General features: G+C 64.6%; 18 protein-coding genes and 1 pseudogene. 9 read left to right on the top strand and 10 right to left on the bottom strand.

The annotated features are described in order from the left end of the window. Positions 1–74: 74 nt before the first annotated feature. Positions 75–1,088 (bottom strand): 1-aminocyclopropane-1-carboxylate deaminase, encoded by a 1,014-nt coding sequence (locus ACVJ5M_RS06075; protein WP_063986015.1) that lies wholly within the window; start codon positions 1,086–1,088, stop codon positions 75–77. Positions 1,089–1,251: 163 nt separating this feature from the next. On the opposite strand from ACVJ5M_RS06075, the gene ACVJ5M_RS06080 reads away from it, so the two are divergent. The 3 genes from ACVJ5M_RS06080 (at position 1,252) to ACVJ5M_RS06090 (ending at position 3,596) form a co-directional block, all read left to right on the top strand. Further along, on the top strand, positions 1,252–1,716 hold the full coding sequence (locus tag ACVJ5M_RS06080; RefSeq protein ID WP_456679264.1) for an Lrp/AsnC family transcriptional regulator: 465 nt from the start codon (positions 1,252–1,254) through the stop codon (positions 1,714–1,716). 45 nt (positions 1,717–1,761) lie between these two features. Beyond that, on the top strand, positions 1,762–2,925 hold the full coding sequence (locus tag ACVJ5M_RS06085; RefSeq protein WP_231143787.1) for a PLP-dependent cysteine synthase family protein: 1,164 nt from the start codon (positions 1,762–1,764) through the stop codon (positions 2,923–2,925). A 110-nt stretch (positions 2,926–3,035) separates the two neighbouring features. Further along, positions 3,036–3,596, top strand: a complete 561-nt coding sequence (locus ACVJ5M_RS06090; protein WP_063980552.1) for a carboxymuconolactone decarboxylase family protein — start codon at positions 3,036–3,038, stop codon at positions 3,594–3,596. Here ACVJ5M_RS06090 and ACVJ5M_RS06095 read toward each other — a convergent pair. Next, on the bottom strand, positions 3,542–3,814 hold the full coding sequence (locus ACVJ5M_RS06095; RefSeq protein WP_456679265.1) for a diguanylate cyclase domain-containing protein: 273 nt from the start codon (positions 3,812–3,814) through the stop codon (positions 3,542–3,544). The two genes, ACVJ5M_RS06090 and ACVJ5M_RS06095, sit on opposite strands and share 55 nt — an antisense overlap. After that, on the bottom strand, positions 3,814–4,062 hold the full coding sequence (locus ACVJ5M_RS06100; RefSeq protein WP_063980554.1) for a hypothetical protein: 249 nt from the start codon (positions 4,060–4,062) through the stop codon (positions 3,814–3,816). Before ACVJ5M_RS06100 ends, ACVJ5M_RS06095 begins: the two co-directional genes overlap by 1 nt. A 229-nt stretch (positions 4,063–4,291) precedes the next feature. Here ACVJ5M_RS06100 and ACVJ5M_RS06105 point away from each other — a divergent pair, with 229 nt between their 5' ends. Beyond that, entirely contained in the window at positions 4,292–4,540 is a 249-nt protein-coding gene (locus tag ACVJ5M_RS06105; protein WP_063986016.1) for a hypothetical protein, read from the top strand. Positions 4,541–4,638: 98 nt separating this feature from the next. On the opposite strand, the gene ACVJ5M_RS06110 is transcribed toward ACVJ5M_RS06105, so the two are convergent. Continuing rightward, on the bottom strand, positions 4,639–5,574 hold the full coding sequence (locus tag ACVJ5M_RS06110; protein ID WP_283017954.1) for an alpha/beta hydrolase: 936 nt from the start codon (positions 5,572–5,574) through the stop codon (positions 4,639–4,641). A 103-nt stretch (positions 5,575–5,677) separates the two neighbouring features. On the opposite strand from ACVJ5M_RS06110, the gene ACVJ5M_RS06115 reads away from it, so the two are divergent. After that, complete coding sequence (locus ACVJ5M_RS06115; RefSeq protein WP_063980556.1) at positions 5,678–6,565, top strand: branched-chain amino acid aminotransferase; 888 nt, start codon at positions 5,678–5,680, stop codon at positions 6,563–6,565. 21 nt (positions 6,566–6,586) lie between these two features. Here the strand turns inward: ACVJ5M_RS06115 and ACVJ5M_RS06120 are convergent, their stop codons facing one another. Further along, positions 6,587–7,204 (bottom strand): class I SAM-dependent methyltransferase, encoded by a 618-nt coding sequence (locus ACVJ5M_RS06120; protein WP_063980557.1) that lies wholly within the window; start codon positions 7,202–7,204, stop codon positions 6,587–6,589. Positions 7,205–7,307: 103 nt separating this feature from the next. After that, positions 7,308–7,907, bottom strand: coding sequence for a polyhydroxyalkanoate synthesis repressor PhaR (gene phaR / locus ACVJ5M_RS06125; protein WP_063980558.1), 600 nt, complete (start codon positions 7,905–7,907; stop codon positions 7,308–7,310). A gap of 304 nt (positions 7,908–8,211) precedes the next feature. Between phaR and ACVJ5M_RS06130 the strand changes: the two genes are divergently transcribed. The 3 genes from ACVJ5M_RS06130 (at position 8,212) to yddG (ending at position 11,332) form a co-directional block, all read left to right on the top strand. Then, on the top strand, positions 8,212–9,390 hold the full coding sequence (locus ACVJ5M_RS06130; protein ID WP_063986017.1) for an acetyl-CoA C-acetyltransferase: 1,179 nt from the start codon (positions 8,212–8,214) through the stop codon (positions 9,388–9,390). A gap of 246 nt (positions 9,391–9,636) precedes the next feature. Beyond that, a complete protein-coding gene (gene phbB, locus ACVJ5M_RS06135; RefSeq protein WP_028149509.1) occupies positions 9,637–10,362 on the top strand; it encodes an acetoacetyl-CoA reductase in 726 nt (241 codons plus the stop codon). Between the two features lie 100 nt (positions 10,363–10,462). Next, positions 10,463–11,332, top strand: a complete 870-nt coding sequence (gene yddG / locus ACVJ5M_RS06140) for an aromatic amino acid exporter YddG (protein ID WP_063986018.1) — start codon at positions 10,463–10,465, stop codon at positions 11,330–11,332. A 51-nt stretch (positions 11,333–11,383) separates the two neighbouring features. On the opposite strand, the gene ACVJ5M_RS06145 is transcribed toward yddG, so the two are convergent. Both ACVJ5M_RS06145 and gloB read right to left on the bottom strand, forming a co-directional pair. Then, positions 11,384–11,806: a cupin domain-containing protein gene (locus tag ACVJ5M_RS06145; RefSeq protein ID WP_063980559.1), complete on the bottom strand. Its 423-nt coding sequence runs from the start codon at positions 11,804–11,806 to the stop codon at positions 11,384–11,386. A gap of 23 nt (positions 11,807–11,829) precedes the next feature. Further along, positions 11,830–12,599 (bottom strand): annotated as a pseudogene (gloB, locus tag ACVJ5M_RS06150) (hydroxyacylglutathione hydrolase). Positions 12,600–12,706: 107 nt separating this feature from the next. Here gloB and ACVJ5M_RS06155 point away from each other — a divergent pair. Further along, complete coding sequence (locus ACVJ5M_RS06155; protein WP_014490441.1) at positions 12,707–13,447, top strand: class I SAM-dependent methyltransferase; 741 nt, start codon at positions 12,707–12,709, stop codon at positions 13,445–13,447. 50 nt (positions 13,448–13,497) lie between these two features. On the opposite strand, the gene ACVJ5M_RS06160 is transcribed toward ACVJ5M_RS06155, so the two are convergent. Beyond that, positions 13,498–14,292 (bottom strand): DUF4167 domain-containing protein, encoded by a 795-nt coding sequence (locus tag ACVJ5M_RS06160; RefSeq protein ID WP_063980561.1) that lies wholly within the window; start codon positions 14,290–14,292, stop codon positions 13,498–13,500. A gap of 464 nt (positions 14,293–14,756) precedes the next feature. Further along, positions 14,757–15,653 carry a peptide chain release factor N(5)-glutamine methyltransferase gene (gene prmC, locus ACVJ5M_RS06165; protein WP_187387883.1) on the bottom strand — a complete coding sequence of 299 codons (897 nt, stop codon included), beginning with the start codon at positions 15,651–15,653 and terminating at the stop codon, positions 14,757–14,759. Positions 15,654–15,713: the final 60 nt, after the last annotated feature.

The following is a 15,713-nucleotide window of genomic DNA, read 5'->3' on the forward strand; positions in this document are numbered from 1 at the left end:
TCTCCGCCAAATGCGATCCTGTGGTATGGGTCCCGGGCTCGCGACTTCGTCGCGCCCGGGACGACGGTCTTTGGCTAGCCGTTCCGGAATGCGTAACCGTAGCCGTTGAGCGCCGGCGCGCCGCCGAGATGGGCGTAGAGGATCTTTGCGCCCTTCTCGAAATGGCCCTTTTGGGTCAGGTCGATCAGGCCTTGCATCGATTTGCCCTCATAGACAGGGTCGGTGATCATCGCCTCTAACCGTGCGGTGAGGCGGATCGCTTCCTTGGTCTCTTCCGACGGCACGCCGTAGGCAGGATAGGCGTAGTCCTCGATCAGCACGACGTCGTCTTCGACGATATCCTTGCCGAGCTCGACGAGCTTGGCGGTGTTCTGCGCGATCGAGAGCACCTGCGCCTTCGTTTGCGCCGGCGTGAAGGACGCATCGATGCCGATCACCTTTCGCGCGCGGCCGTCGGCGGCGAAGCCGACCAGCATGCCGGCATGGGTCGAGCCGGTGACGGTGCAGACCACGATGTAGTCGAACTTGAAGCCGAGCTCGGCTTCCTGCTTGCGCACTTCCTCGGCGAAGCCGACATAGCCGAGGCCGCCGAATTTGTGCACGGAGGCACCGGCGGGGATCGCGTAAGGCTTGCCGCCCGCCGCCTTCACCTCCTCGATCGCCTGCTCCCAGCTCTTGCGGATGCCGATGTCGAAGCCGTCGTCGACCAGGCGCACGTCGGCGCCCATGATGCGCGACAGCATGATGTTGCCGACGCGGTCATAGACGGCGTCCTCGTGCGGCACCCAGGCTTCCTGCACCAGGCGGCACTTCATGCCGATCTTGGCGGCGACCGCCGCGATCATGCGGGTGTGGTTGGACTGCACGCCACCGATCGAGACCAGCGTGTCCGCGTTCGAGGCGATCGCGTCCGGGATGATGTATTCGAGCTTGCGCAGCTTGTTGCCGCCATAGGCGAGGCCGGAATTGCAGTCCTCGCGCTTGGCATAGATCTCGACATTGCCGCCGAGATGCTTCGACAACCGCTCCAGCTTCTCGATGGGCGTCGGGCCGAAGGTCAGCGGATAGCGCGTGAATTTGTCCAGCATCATTGGGTCATCCCGATTGGCGTTGAATTGGCTCAAGCGCCTAGCACTGCCGTGGACAAATGTGCTTTCAAATATTGCGCAGCAACTGTCGTAAAGCTTGCAGTCGATCGTCAAAAGGATCTATTTTCTTCCGAACTTGAGCCCAATAGCGAAAGCTTCTTCCATGGCCGCCAGGCTCGACCGTACCGACCTTAAGATGTTGAGATTGCTGCAAAATAACGGCCGGCTCAGCAATGCCGAGCTGGCCGAAACCGTCGCCATCAGCCCCGCCACCTGCCATCGCCGCACCCAGCGCCTGTTCGAGGACGGCTTCATCGCCGCGGTCCGCGCCATGGTCGCGCCGAAGAAGGTGGCGAAGGACACGCTGGTGATGGTCGGCGTCGTGCTCGACCGCTCGACCCCGGAGAGTTTTGCCACCTTCGAGCAGGCGATCACCAGGCTGAAATGCGTGCTCGACTGCCACCTCGTCGCCGGCGACTTCGACTATTTCCTCAAGATCCGCGTCGGCGACATGGAGGATTTCAACCGCATCCACGGCGAACAGCTGATCGCGCTGCCCGGCGTGCGCCAGACCCGCACCTTCTTCGTGATGAAGGAGGTTGTCGACAACGCGCCGCTGGAGTTTTGAGCAGCTGCTATTGATGCGCGATCCGCATCATGGGAGATTCAGGCGATGCAGACATTTCCCTTCCGCCAACTCAATCCGGCCGGGCCGGCCTATCGGCGCGGTTGGGTGGACGAGGCCGTCGCCGCGATCGAGGCCGACGAGTGCCGCACGGCCGACACGCATCTGATCCGGCTGATCGTGCCGGCGCTATCAGGCATCGACATCTATCTCAAGGATGAGTCCACGCATCCGACCGGCAGCCTCAAGCACCGCCTTGCGCGCTCGCTGTTCCTCTACGCGCTCTGCAACGGCCACATCCGCGAAGGCACGCCCGTGGTCGAGGCCTCGTCGGGATCGACGGCGGTGTCGGAAGCCTATTTCGCGCAGATGATCGGCGTGCCCTTCTACGCCGTGATGCCGCGCACGACCTCGGCGGAGAAGATCGCCGCGATCGAGCATTATAGCGGCAACTGCCATCTGATCGACGACGGCCGCGCGCTCTACGCGGAAGCCGCCGCGCTCGCTACCCGGCTGAACGGCCACTACATGGACCAGTTCACCTTTGCCGAGCGCGCCACCGATTGGCGCGGCAACAACAACATCGCAGAATCGATCTTCACGCAATTGCAGGGTGAGCCGCGTCCGATTCCCGACTGGATTGTCATGGGTGCGGGCACCGGCGGCACCTCGGCCACCATCGGACGGTACTTGCGCTTTCGCCAGTATCCGACACGGCTGTGCGTCGCCGATGTCGAGCATTCCGCCTTCTTCGATTGCTTCCGCACGCAGGACCGCTCTCACGTTTGCGAACGCCCATCGTTGATCGAGGGCGTCGGCCGGCCGCGCTGCGAACCCTCCTTCGTCCCCGGCGTGGTCGACCGCATGATGAAGATCCCGGATGCGGCAACGATCGCGGCGATGAACGTGCTGTCGCGCCGACTGCGCCGCGCGGTCGGCGGCTCCACCGGCACCAACTTCCTGGCACTGTGCCGCCTCGCCTCGGAGATGCGACAGGCGAACGTATCAGGGTCGCTGGTGACGCTGATCTGCGATTCCGGCGAGCGCTACCGGCAGACCTATTACGAGCCCGAATGGCTGAAGGGGCGCCGCCTCGATCCTGCGCCGTTCGAGGCGGCCCTGTCGTCGTTCCTCACGACGGGCGAGCCGCTGACGCTCGATGTCGACGACGTCGCAAATCCGCAGATCGTACCAAGCCCCGAGGCATCCTAGCCGACGTTTCCTTGCCACTTCCAAAATGGCACGATCGTCACGGCAACTTCACTTGCCTTGCACGCACACGCGGGTGAGCTTCGCCTCTTCTCAACGAGGAGATCCCCGCCGTGCGCCTTCCCATTCTCGATCCGAAAGACCTGAGCGACGAACAGAAGCCGCTCTATGACGACATGCGAGCCGGCATCAAGGACCACTTCAAGGGCTTCGTGAACATGCGCGACGACGGCGCGCTGCTGGGGCCGTGGAATCCCTGGGTCTGCGAGCCACGTTTCGGCAAGCCGGTGTGGGAGCTGGTCAAGGCAATCGCGTCGAACCCGCTGCTGCCTGCGCCGGTGCGCGAGGTCGCGATCCTCGTCACCGGTTCGCATTTCCGCTCCGGCTACGAGCTCTATGCTCATGTGCTCGTTGCCGAGCAGCGCGGCCTCTCCGACGAGAAGCTCGCGACCATCGTCGCGGGGCAGCGGCCGGTGGATCTCACCAAGCAGGAAGCCGTCGCCTACGACGTGGCGGCCGCATTGGTCGGCGGCGGCGTGCTGCCGGAATTGACCTGGCGCGCCGCGGTGAAGGAGTTCGGCGAGCACGGCGCGGCCGAGCTGTCCTATCTCGTCGGCGTCTACTGCATGGTCTCGGTCACCCTCAACACGTTCGACGTGCCGGTGCCGGAGTAGACGCCGCGTCCTTCGATCACTCCGCCCGCCTTGCTTGCAGGCGGCGGGGGCGCCCATGCGATGCAACGATTGCGGCCTTCGGCCTTGGTCTGGTAGAGCGCATGATCGGCCGCTCCCATCAGCGTGTCGATGCCGGACATGCTGACGGTGGCTTCCGCCATGCCGATGCTCACGGTGAGGCCGAACTGAACCTTGTCGGCAAAGACCTGCGCGCTCATTACGCGCTTGCGGATGCCGCCGGCAAGCCGCTCGGCAGCGTCGTGCCTCTGCGTACCGCCAGCGCTTCGAATGCGGCCGACAATGTTGTGTTGCCGAAGCCGAGCCCGAGCGTGCCGGCGGGGATGGTCGCATGGATCGTGCGAAGATCGAGGTAGATGTTGGGGACAGCGGGCTTTGCCGGCGCGTCTTCCTCATCGTCGGCAGCGAAGGCAGTGCCTGCCGAGATCGTCAGACAAAGCAGTCCCATCGCGACAGCGCGTGAAGCCTGGCGATGCGATGGGTTGTGATGGGACACGTGACAATCCGACGCGTGGCGATTTGATGACGGAACCGTTGTTGGATGGAACGTGATCGCTCGGGTGGTCAAGCGGTATCCGTAAGCGATGGACGGCACGGATGTGCGCGGCTACCCTGCCGTGATCGCACTGACACACGCGCCGGCCGGAGTGCGGGCCGGACATTGGAAGGACACAGCCATGAACACGTCACGCCGCATCCTGCTCACTGGTCTGGCGGGCCTCGCTGTCGCTCCGACCGCGGCGGCGGCTAGCGTACCGTCGGCCGAGCCTGGCGACGTGACGGTCGCCGAAGAGCGATTCGCGCGCACGATTGCCGCCGCCCATGCCCCTGACGTCAGCTGCGCACGGCAGGCCGAGCGCTATGCGGATGCGCATTGGCTGGAATATGTCGTGGCGGCGCGGGCCGTGCTCGGCGCGCGCGCGTGATGCTTTCTTCTCTTCTCCCCTTGCGGGAGAAGGTGGCGCGAAGCGCCGCTACGCGGCGATCCACCCTCTCCCACAGGGGGAGAGGGTAAGAAAGTGCCTCATTTCTCCACCGCCCGCCGAACCTGTTCGCCGATCTGCGACAGCACGAGCCGCGCCTGCGGCAGGATCGCGCCCATGGCGTGGAAATTGTGGACCATGCCGTCATGGCAGACATGCTCGACCGCGACACCCGCGGCGAGCAGCTTGCGCGCATAGGCATTGCCCTCGTCGCGCATCGGATCGAATTCGGCGGTGTGGATGATCGCGGTCGGCAGGCCTGCAAGCCGCGTCGCGCGCAAGGGCGAGATGCGGGGGTCGGCGGTGTCGATGCCATCAGGCAGGTAATCGGCGAGATCGGCTTCGATGGTGGCGCGATCGATCAGATGGCCTTCGGCGAATGCCTCGCGTGAAGGCGAGGTCTCCTCGAAATCCAGCACCGGGCAGATCAGGCATTGCGCGACGATCGAGAGGCCGGCGGTCTGCATCGCTTCCTGGCACACGATCGCAGCGAGCGTGGCGCCGGCGGAATCACCGCCGACCACCAGCCGTTCGGCGTCGATGCCCAGCGACGAAGCTTGCCGCGCGACCCACTCCGTGGCCGCGATCGCATCAATGACGGCGGCAGGAAATTTGTGCTCAGGCGCGAGCCGGTAATCGACCGAGACGAGGCGACAGCCGGTTACATGCGCCAGCGCCGCCGCGATGCGGTCATGCGTCGCAATGCTGCCGGCCACGAGCCCGCCGCCATGAAAGAACACGAAGCCCGGCGCGCGGTCGCCGGCTGATGCGGGCGAATAAAGGCGATAGGGCAGCTCTCCACCGGGACCCGGAAGCGTGCCGTCGGCGGTGGTCACATCCGGCGCATCAGTGCGTGCAAACTGCATCAGCTTGGCCAGCGACTGCCGCCGTGCCTCGACGCTCGGCCGGCTCCGCCCCTGCGGGGCGGCCGCAGCCATCATGGTCAACAAACGCCTTGCAAGCGGATCGAGCGGCATGGATCCTTCTCCCTCGTCGGAGAGGGTAACGCACCATATCCCAGCAGGGAATCATTTAGACATTGGGACAATAGTGCCCGGGTATGTCCAAGGGAGGCCGGTCATGGCCGAGATCAAGAAACCGATCGAATATTCGCCGAGCTGGACCTTCTTCGAGGGCAAATGGCACGACGGCAACGTGCCGATCATGGGCCCGCGCACGCATGCGGCCTGGCTCGGCTCGGTCGTGTTCGACGGTGCGCGCGCGTTCGAGGGCGTCGCGCCCGACCTCGACCGTCACGTCGCCCGCGCCAATCAATCCGCGATCAATTTTGGTCTGAAGCCGGTGGTCGACACCGGCACCTGGCTGTTGCTCGCACACGAAGGCATCGCGCGCTTCACCGCGAATGCCGAGCTGTACGTCCGTCCGATGTACTGGGCGCAGAACGGTTCGGGCGGCGGCGTGCTGTTCGACCCCGAGACGACCAATTGGTGCCTGTGCATCTACGAGGCGCCGATGCCGAAACCCGTCGGCAACGCCATCACGCTATCGCCGTTCCGCAGGCCCACCGCCGAATGCGCGCCGGTCGAGGCCAAGGCCGCCTGTCTCTATCCGAACAATTCGCGCGCGCTCGCGGAAGCCGCCGGACGCGGCTTCCAGAACGCGCTGATGCTCGACATGCTCGGCAATGTCGCGGAGTTCGGCAATTCCAACGTGTTCATGGCCAAGGACGGCGTGGTCTACACGCCGGTCCCGAACGGCACGTTCCTGAACGGCATCACGCGCCAGCGCGTCATCAGCCTGCTGCGCGGCGACGGCGTTACCGTGGTCGAGAAGACGCTGCGCTATGCCGACTTCCTCGCTGCCGACGAGATCTTCTCGACCGGCAATTTCGCCAAGGTCGCCCCCGTCATCCGCATCGACGATCGCGAACTGAAGCCGGGCCCGCTCTACACCAAAGCGCGCAAGCTCTATTGGGACTTTGCGCATGCGGTGAAGCTGGCGGCGTAGGGCGCCGCACTTTCCTTCGTCCTAGCCGCGTCGCTTAAACCGGCTGAACTGAAACGCCTGGGTCGACTTCCACGGCGTGTGGTGCGTCTCGCTCCGCGTCTCGATCAGCTCGAACTCCGGCCCAAGCTCCGCAGCAAGGCTCGCGCTATCGTGCCGCTGCACCGGAAGGCCGCTGCATTTCTCCGGGCCATCAAGCGCAAATGTCGCGATGATGGCGTGGCCGCCGGGCGTAATCGCCGACCGCAGGCGCTCGACGTAAGCGGCCCTGTCGCGCGGATCGGTCAGGAAGTGAAATGCCGCGCGATCGTGCCAGACGTTGTAGCTGCGCCCCGGCCGCCATGTCGTGGCGTCGGCAACGATCCAGTCGACTGCTGAGGCCGCCCGGCCGATTCGTTTCTTCGCCGCTTCAAGCGCGTTGGCGGAGAGATCGAGCACGGCGAGGTCGCGGTATCCGTCCCGCAGGAGAGCGTCCACCAGCCGCGAAGCACCGCCGCCGATGTCGATGATGGCGGCGCCATGGTCAGGACGGGCCGAACGGATCATCTCGAGGGAGATCGCTGGGCTGTCCTGAAACCAGCTTACCTCGGCCTCGCCCTTGGTGGCGTAGACGTTGTCCCAGTGGGTGCTGCGGTCGGACATGGCGGCTCCGGCCTGGCCGGGACGACAGCGCGCACGTCGCGCCGTTACGAACCGGCGGCCCGCGCGCCCGCCGCAGGTGGACGCGCCGGCACGAACGAAATCCCTACTCGTCCTTCTTCGACATCCGCTCGAGGCGTTCCTGCATGTCCTTCATCTGCTGACGCAGGTCGTCGATGTTGCTGCTGTCCGTCGGCGCCGCAGCGCTTGCGTCGGCCTCCGGTTCGGGGCTGGTCGCCGGACGGCCCGCGTTGGGGGCAAACGGCTTGAACATCGAGAAGGTCTGCTGGAACAGCTCCATGTTGCGGCGGACCTGTTCTTCCAACGGAGCAAAAGGAGTGCCGGAGAGCGAGTTGGCGATCTGCTTGCGGAACTTCTCCTGCTCCTGGGTCAGCGTCGCGATCGACTGCTCCAGATATTTCGGCACCACCATCTGCATGCTGTCGCCGTAGAAGCGGATGAGCTGGCGCAGGAAGGTGGTCGGCAGCAGGTTCTGGCCGGCCTTGTTCTCCTGCTCGAAGATGATCTGGGCGAGCACGGAGCGGGTGATGTCGTCGCCGGTCTTGGCGTCGTAGACCAGGAAATCCTCTCCGTCCTTGACCATGGCGGCGAGGTCTTCGAGCGTCACGTAGGTGCTCGTTCCGGTGTTATAGAGCCGGCGGTTCGCGTATTTCTTGATGGTGGTGGGTTGGTCTGATTTCGCCATGGGCTCTCACTTGCAAGCGCGGAGAACGGGAACCCGGCGGATAATGCCGCAGGGCGGGAAGAGTACGCAACGCAACAAAATAAGCATTTTCAAAGGGGTCACGCTACCGTTTTGTGCGCCACGGTTAATCGGGCAGCAAAAACGTGCTTGCGAAAGCGCCAAGAACGCTATTTTGAATGCGTTGCGGCATGAATTCGGTCGCCGGCCGATTGACATGCCTCAACGACGTTAACAGGATGCCATTCGAGACTGGCGAGCCGTTTCCCCAGCCCCGCCTGCCCCCTTTCAACACCAGGAGATGCCCATGTCAGACGATGTCGTCATCGTCAGCGCCGCCCGCACCCCGGTCGGAAGCTTCAACGGAGCGTTCGCGACCCTTCCCGCCCATGACCTCGGCGCCATCGCCATCAAGGCCGCGCTGGAGCGTGGTGGCATCGAGCCTGGCCGGGTCTCCGAAGTCATCATGGGTCAGATCCTGACCGCGGCTCAGGGTCAGAACCCGGCCCGCCAGGCCTCGATTGCCGCCGGCATTCCGGTGGAGAGCCCGGCTTGGGGCGTCAACCAGCTTTGCGGCTCGGGCCTGCGCACCGTCGCGCTCGGCTACCAGGCGCTGCTCAACGGCGATTCCGAGATCGTGGTCGCCGGCGGCCAGGAATCCATGAGCATGGCTCCGCACGCCCAGTATCTGCGCGGCGGCGTCAAGATGGGCCCGGTCGAGTTCGTCGACACCATGATCAAGGACGGCCTGTGGGATGCCTTCAACGGCTATCACATGGGGAATACGGCCGAGAACGTCGCGCGCCAGTGGCAGATTACCCGCGCCCAGCAGGACGAATTCGCGGTCCACTCGCAGCAGAAGGCCGAGGCGGCGCAGAAGGCCGGCAAGTTCAACGACGAGATCGTTCCCGTCACCATCAAGACCCGCAAGGGCGACATCGTCGTCAGCGCCGACGAATATCCGCGTCATGGCGCAACGCTCGACGGGATGGCGAAGCTCAAGCCCGCCTTCGAGAAGGAAGGCACGGTCACCGCGGGTTCGGCCTCCGGCATCAACGACGGCGCCGCTGCTGTTGTGCTGATGACGGCGAAGCAGGCCGCCAAGGAAGGCAAGAAGCCGATCGCGCGCATCGTGTCCTGGGCGCAGGCCGGCGTCGATCCGAAGATCATGGGCTCGGGCCCGATCCCGGCCTCGCGCGCCGCGCTGAAGAAGGCTGGCTGGAGCGTCGGCGATCTCGACCTGATCGAGGCCAACGAGGCCTTCGCGGCGCAGGCCTGCGCCGTCAACAAGGATCTCGGCTGGGACACCTCGAAGGTCAACGTCAACGGCGGTGCGATCGCGATCGGCCATCCGGTCGGCGCTTCCGGCGCACGCGTGCTGGTGACGCTGCTGCACGAGATGCAGAAGCGCGATTCGAAGAAGGGCCTCGCCACGCTGTGCATCGGCGGCGGCATGGGTATCGCGATGTGCCTGGCGCGCGACTGAAGCTGACATCTAACTTACGTGTCACTTGCGCGTGCGCTGCACACATAGATGAGTGCATCGCACGCGACTAAAAAGGCGGCGGTTGCAAATCAAATATTCTTCGCAACAGCGCCAGCCTCGACTAAATACAAACGCCCGGCTCGACGCCGGGCGTTTTGTTCTTGATGTCCGTCAAACCAACCGCATAATCCGCATCTAAAACGATCACTCAGAAACGTCCGCAGAGTCCAAGGGAAGGAATACGATATGGCACGTGTTGCACTGGTGACGGGTGGTACGCGGGGCATCGGAGCTGCGATCAGCAAGGCGCTGAAAGCGGCCGGCTACAAGGTCGCGGCGAGCTATGCCGGCAATGATGCGGCGGCGGAGAAGTTCAAGGCCGAGACCGGCATCGCCGTCTACAAATGGGACGTCAGCAATTTCGATGCCTGCGCCGAAGGCGTGAAGAAGGTCGAGGCCGAGCTCGGCCCCGTCGACGTGCTCGTCAACAACGCCGGCATCACCCGCGACACCGCCTTCCACAAGATGACGCTCGAGCAGTGGAACGCCGTCATCAACACCAATCTCGGCTCGCTGTTCAACATGACGCGCCAGGTCATCGAGGGCATGCGCGCGCGCAAGTTCGGCCGCGTCATCTCGATCTCGTCGATCAACGGCCAGAAGGGGCAGTTCGGCCAGGTCAACTATTCTGCAGCAAAGGCCGGCGACATCGGCTTCACCAAGGCGCTCGCGATCGAGAACGCCAAGGGCGGCATTACCGTCAACGCGATCGCACCGGGCTACATCAACACCGAGATGGTGCAGGCGGTGCCGAAGGACGTGCTGGAGAAGAATGTCATTCCGCAGATCCCGGTCAATCGTCTTGGCGAACCGGAGGAGATCGCCCGCGCGGTGGTGTTCCTCGCCGCCGACGAGGCCGGCTTCATCACCGGCTCGACGCTGACCATCAATGGCGGCCAGTATCACGCCTGATATGGCGTCAAGCCTGTAGATTCAGGCGCGACAAGGCGATAGTGAAGACGAAATGCCCGGCCTCGTGCCGGGCATCATCGTCCTCAGGGCCTTTCGATTGATGACCCCGCGCACAGCCACACTGATCGGATTGACCGCGATCCTGATGTGGTCGCTGCTATCCGTGATGACGGTGGCGACCGGAAAGATTCCGGCGTTCCAGCTCGCCGCCATGACGTTCGCGATCGGCGGTCTCGTCGGCCTCCTCACCTGGGTCGGCCGTGGCGATGCGGCGAGGAGCTTGCGTCAGCCGCTGGTCGTGTGGGTCGTCGGCGTCGGTGGCCTGTTCGGCTATCACGCACTGTATTTCCTGGCGCTGCGCTTTGCGCCGCCGGCCGAAGCCGGTCTTTTGAATTACATGTGGCCGCTCCTGATCGTGCTGTTCTCGTCGTTCCTGCCGGGCGAGCGGCTTGCGGTGCATCACATCATTGGTGCCGTGCTCGGCCTCGTCGGCACCGTGCTGCTGTTCGCCGGGAGCACCTCCGGCTTCGCGCCGGGCCAGCTGCCGGGATTGATTGCGGCGTTCATCGCGGCGTTCGTCTGGGCGGCCTATTCGGTGTTGTCGCGGCGATTGAAGGCGGTGCCGACCGATGCGGTCGCGGGCTTCTGCCTTGCCACCGCCGCGCTTGCCGCGCTGATGCATGGTCTGCTTGAAACCACGGTGTGGCCGGAGACGACGCTGCAATGGCTCTCCGTGGCCGCTCTCGGCATCGGCCCCGTCGGCGCCGCGTTCTACGCCTGGGACATCGGTATGAAGCGCGGCGACATCCGCGTGCTCGGCGCCGCATCCTATGCGACGCCGCTGCTCTCGACCGGATTCCTCATCGCCGCCGGTTTTGCAAAAGCCAGCGCGAACATCGCCATCGCCGCGATCCTGATCGCCGGCGGCGGCCTGATCGCGGCGAAGGATATGGTGCTGCGGAAGCGGTGACAGTTGTTGTCGGGCTCGCTGCCATGCGGCGCCAGGGAATGACAGTGCGCCTTACGGCTCCCAGTCCTTCGGCGCGAGCTCGAATTTTGCGAACTCGAATGCGGGCGCCACGGTGCAACCGACCAGCGTCCACTCTCCCATGCTCTCCGCCGTCTGCCAGGCATTCGCCGGCACGATTCCCTGCGGCCGTTCGCCGCTCACAAGGTCCGTGCCGAGCCGCACCTCGTGTTGCGAGCAGCCTTCATGCGCGATGCGCAGCGTCAGCGGGCTGCCGGCGTAGTAGTGCCAGGTCTCCACGGCGTCGATGCGATGCCAATGCGAGCGTTCGCCGCGCGCGAGCAGGAAATAAATGAGGGTCGAGCGCGACCGGCCGTTAGGGTCCGTGGTCTGGTCGCGAAACGTCTCGCGGTAGTGGCCGCCTTCGGGATGCGGGCGGAGTTCGAGGCGTGCGATGATCTCGGCTGCGGTCGGCATCGATCCCCGTCAGGATTTCTTCTTCAGGATTTGTTCTTGCGCTCGCGCAGTTCGCCAAACACCGCGGCAGCGTCCGCGCCCTTCATGTGTAGCCTGGTTGCGACCGATGGTTCATCAGCACGCAGGAACACGTTTGCTCGCTTCTCGTCACCAAGCAGTGATGGAATGGTTGGCCTATTCTCGGCCCGCAGCTTCGCCACTTCCGCCGCGCGTGCCTGGAGCGCCACATTGTCGGGGTCGATGGTGAGCGCGAACTTGACGTTGGACGCGGTGTATTCGTGCCCGCAATAGAGCTTGAAGTCGTCAGGCAGCGCCCGCGCAGCTTCAGAAGCGAGTCCCACATCATCGGGTAGTCGCCTTCGAACACGCGGCCGCAGCCGATCGAGAACAACGTGTCGGCCGCGAACAGCGTCTTCTCATTGTCGAACACGTAGGAGATGTGGTCGAGCGTGTGGCCGGGCGTCTCCAGAACGCGCCCCAGCAAGCTGCCGACCTTGACGATGTCGGCATTGGCGACGCGCAGGTCGACGTTGGCGATCTCAGTCGTCTTGTCATGCGGCGCGACGACGCGGCAATTGTATTTCTGCTTGAGTTCGGCGACCCCGCCGACATGATCGCCATGATGATGGGTGATCAGGATGTCGGTGAGCTGCCAGCCCTCGCGCTCAAGCGCCTTCAGGATGGGGCCGGCCTCCGGCGCGTCGATCGACGCCGTCGCCTTGGTTTCCACATCGTGGATCAGATAACCGAAATTGTCGTTTAAACAGGTGAAAGTACGAATTTCGGCGGCCATGTCATCTCCATCGCGCTCAGCCCCGCAGACAAATATGGCGTTAACGTTGCGCAGGCAATGCAATATTCCGGGCGCGGGAGCCGCCTCGTGCATGTTACATTGCCGTCATGACCATTGATGTCGTCGACCTCCGCGAGTTCTACTCCCGTCGCCTCGGGATTGTGGCGCGGCAAATGATCAATCGCGGCATCAGGGAGCGCTGGCCGACCGCCGCGGGCCAGCGTGTGCTCGGCATCGGCTATCCCACCCCTTATCTCGGCCTGTTCCGCGAGGACGCGGAGCGCTGCATCGCCTTCATGCCGTCGGCGCAGGGCGTCTTGAAATGGCCGACGGGCCGGCCGGCGCTGGCCTCGCTGGTCGATGAATTCTCGCTGCCGCTTCCTGACGCCGCGGTCGACCGGATCCTGCTAATTCATGCGCTGGAGATGTCGGACGATCCGGCCGCGCTCTTGCGCGAGGTGTGGCGGGTGCTGTCGCCCTCCGGCCGCGTGATCGCGGTGATCCCGAACCGGCGCGGGGTATGGACCCGCACCGACAGCACGCCGTTCGGTCACGGCCGGCCCTATTCGCGCTCGCAGATCACCGACCTGTTGCGCCAGACCTGGTTCACGCCGACCGCCTGGGGCGAGGCGCTGTTCATGCCGCCCTATGCCGGCGGCTGGGTGCTGAAATCGGCGCAGGTGTGGGAGCGTGCGGGCGCGGCGCTGTCGCTGCCCTTTGCCGGCGTGCACATTGTCGAGGCGACCAAGCAGGTCTATCGCGCGATCCCCGCCAAGCGCGAGCGCGCGCGGCTGATTCCCTCGTTGAAGCCGGTGCTGGTGCCGTCCTCGACGGTGACGCGCACTTGAAAACAAATCGTCCCGGCGCGAGGCCGGGACGATTGCAGATCAGAAGAAGCTTACTCGCCGGAGGCGACTTCGTCGCTGGAGCCGGCCGGAGCCGCCTCGCGCTCGGGGCGCGGGCCGTGCGGCCGGCGGCGCCGCCGCGGAAAGCGTTCGCCGCCACCGCCGCCTTCCAGGCCGCCCTGACCGCCATTCGCGGCACTATTCACTTGCGGCTGTGCGCCGGTGATGAAGGAGGGCAGGCGATCGACGCTGCCGGCGTCGGCAACGACGGGCTGCGGCTGGTTCAGCGGCAGCGGCTGCGGCTGATATTGCGGCTGCGCACGATGGTCGCGTTCGCGATGTTCGCGGGGCTGCTGGTTGTCGCGCTGATAGGGCTGCTGGCCGTCACGCGGCTGATGATCACGCTGGTGATCGCGCTGGCCGTCGCGGTCGCGCATGAAGGGCTGTTGCTGCTGCGGCGGCTGCGGGACGAAGCCCGGCTCCTGGCCGAAATTCGAGAAATTCTCGCCGTCGTCCTCGCTGTCGTCGCCGCTGTTGCTGACGGGCTCGTCGCCGCGCGGCTGCTGGTTCTGGCGGAACTGTTCCTGGGCTGCCGCGATCAGGCGGAAATAATGCTCGGCGTGCTGGTAGTAGTTCTCGGCGGCGACCGGGTCGCCGGAAGAGCGCGCATCGCGCGCGAGCTGAAGATATTTTTCGGCGATGTGCGAAGCCGTGCCGCGGATCTTGATGTCGGGTCCGTTCGATTCGTAAACCCGGGTCATCGGGTTCTGGCCGCGCCGGTTGTTGTTGTTGTTATTATTATTGTTATTGCGGTTGCGCATCCGCTGCTTGTTCTGACCGTTTCTCATGTCCTGCCTTTAATTCCAGCCCTAAAGGTTGCACGCATTACTGATTGCTCGGAGTGACCTGATGACAGCGGTTCACATCTCTCATGCGCACCGCGCGCAAGAGCGGCTTGAACCCTGCCGATGTCCGTCGACCGTCGCGTTCAACAAAGACGCGTTCCCCACCCGCCAGCATCCATTGCCAGCGAACCCATTCATATCGCCTGCCGAAACAAGCCCAGCTTTGTTGCGTAAGTCTTCAAGCGCAATATCAGGCTTTCGTTCACTTTGCGGTCGGAGAGCAGCGCAGCTCCAATGGCCATCGCGCTCAACAGGACCTGCGGCTTGGAACCTTTAAATCAGTAAAGCTCTCGCCCGAGAGCCCGGCTTTTGCCCGTAGGTCTACGGGGCCGGCACCGATGTGTTGACCGGAACGTAGTCGTTCCCAAGGGATATTCCAAGAGGTTTTTTGCAACCCAATCCGGCTTTTATGGGGGCATTTTTCGGGCCGAAACCGCCCGCGGGATGCCCGCCAAATCGGCCTTGGGCGGCCTGTCCACAGACAACGCGGCGGCCGTCATCAAGGTTTCAATATCGCGGGCCTGCCCTTGCCCCGCCTCGACGATCAACGCCCCGCCGGGGGCGAGCCGCTCGGCCGCCTGCGGGATCAGGGCGCGGTAGGCGTCATAGCCGTCATTGCCGCCGTCGAGCGCCAGATGCGGATCGTGCTCGCGCACATCGAGGCTCAGTTTCGGAATTTCCCCTGAGGGAATATAGGGCGGATTCGACACGATGAGATCGAACGGGCCGCGCAGCGCCGCCGCATAGGAGCAGGCGACGAAGCCGGAACGATCGGCGAGGCCCAGTGCTGCGGCATTGCTCCGCGCGGTGTCGAGCGCGGAGAGGCTGAGATCGGTTCCGACACCGAAGGCATCGGGAATTTCGTGCAGCAGCGCGAGCAGGATCGCGCCGGATCCAGTGCCGATATCCGCGATTCGCGGGCGCTGCCCCGATATCGCGGCCTCCCGAAAGATTTCCAGTGCCAGTTCGACCACGGTCTCGGTGTCCGGCCGCGGCACCAGCGTCGCTTCGGACAGTTGGAACGGCAGGCCCCAGAATTCGCGCGCGCCGAGAATGCGGGCGACCGGCTCATGCGCGAGCCGGCGCTGCGCATAGGCTTCGAGCCGCGCGGCCTCTTCGGGCGTGAGCTGGCGCGCCGCCTGCGTGACGATGCCGGTCAAATCAAGCCTCAGCGCGGCTCCGACGAGCAGGCGCGCGTCGAGGGCGGGCTCTTCGATGCCGGCCGATTGCAGCCGCGCCGCAAGCGCGCGCCGCGCACTCTCGATGCTGTGTCCGGAATCGAAACCTGTCGCCAATGGAGCCATCCTGCCTGGTATCGTGGATAGATCGGCGGCATTGCTTGCGTCAACGGAAAGGAGCGCGTC

It is taken from the genome of Bradyrhizobium sp. S3.7.6 (assembly GCF_054061875.1).

Bases quoted from the DNA above. Each gene is read 5' to 3' on its own strand.
- ACVJ5M_RS06075 (WP_063986015.1), bottom strand. From the start codon at position 1,088: ATGCTGGACAAATTCACGCGCTATCCGCTGACCTTCGGCCCGACGCCC.
- ACVJ5M_RS06080 (WP_456679264.1), top strand. From the start codon at position 1,252: ATGGCCGCCAGGCTCGACCGTACCGACCTTAAGATGTTGAGATTGCTG.
- ACVJ5M_RS06085 (WP_231143787.1), top strand. From the start codon at position 1,762: ATGCAGACATTTCCCTTCCGCCAACTCAATCCGGCCGGGCCGGCCTAT.
- ACVJ5M_RS06095 (WP_456679265.1), bottom strand. From the start codon at position 3,814: ATGAGCGCGCAGGTCTTTGCCGACAAGGTTCAGTTCGGCCTCACCGTG.
- ACVJ5M_RS06100 (WP_063980554.1), bottom strand. From the start codon at position 4,062: ATGGGACTGCTTTGTCTGACGATCTCGGCAGGCACTGCCTTCGCTGCC.
- ACVJ5M_RS06105 (WP_063986016.1), top strand. From the start codon at position 4,292: ATGAACACGTCACGCCGCATCCTGCTCACTGGTCTGGCGGGCCTCGCT.
- ACVJ5M_RS06110 (WP_283017954.1), bottom strand. From the start codon at position 5,574: ATGCCGCTCGATCCGCTTGCAAGGCGTTTGTTGACCATGATGGCTGCG.
- ACVJ5M_RS06115 (WP_063980556.1), top strand. From the start codon at position 5,678: ATGGCCGAGATCAAGAAACCGATCGAATATTCGCCGAGCTGGACCTTC.
- ACVJ5M_RS06120 (WP_063980557.1), bottom strand. From the start codon at position 7,204: ATGTCCGACCGCAGCACCCACTGGGACAACGTCTACGCCACCAAGGGC.
- phaR (WP_063980558.1), bottom strand. From the start codon at position 7,907: ATGGCGAAATCAGACCAACCCACCACCATCAAGAAATACGCGAACCGC.
- ACVJ5M_RS06130 (WP_063986017.1), top strand. From the start codon at position 8,212: ATGTCAGACGATGTCGTCATCGTCAGCGCCGCCCGCACCCCGGTCGGA.
- phbB (WP_028149509.1), top strand. From the start codon at position 9,637: ATGGCACGTGTTGCACTGGTGACGGGTGGTACGCGGGGCATCGGAGCT.
- yddG (WP_063986018.1), top strand. From the start codon at position 10,463: ATGACCCCGCGCACAGCCACACTGATCGGATTGACCGCGATCCTGATG.
- ACVJ5M_RS06145 (WP_063980559.1), bottom strand. From the start codon at position 11,806: ATGCCGACCGCAGCCGAGATCATCGCACGCCTCGAACTCCGCCCGCAT.
- ACVJ5M_RS06155 (WP_014490441.1), top strand. From the start codon at position 12,707: ATGACCATTGATGTCGTCGACCTCCGCGAGTTCTACTCCCGTCGCCTC.
- ACVJ5M_RS06160 (WP_063980561.1), bottom strand. From the start codon at position 14,292: ATGAGAAACGGTCAGAACAAGCAGCGGATGCGCAACCGCAATAACAAT.
- prmC (WP_187387883.1), bottom strand. From the start codon at position 15,653: ATGGCTCCATTGGCGACAGGTTTCGATTCCGGACACAGCATCGAGAGT.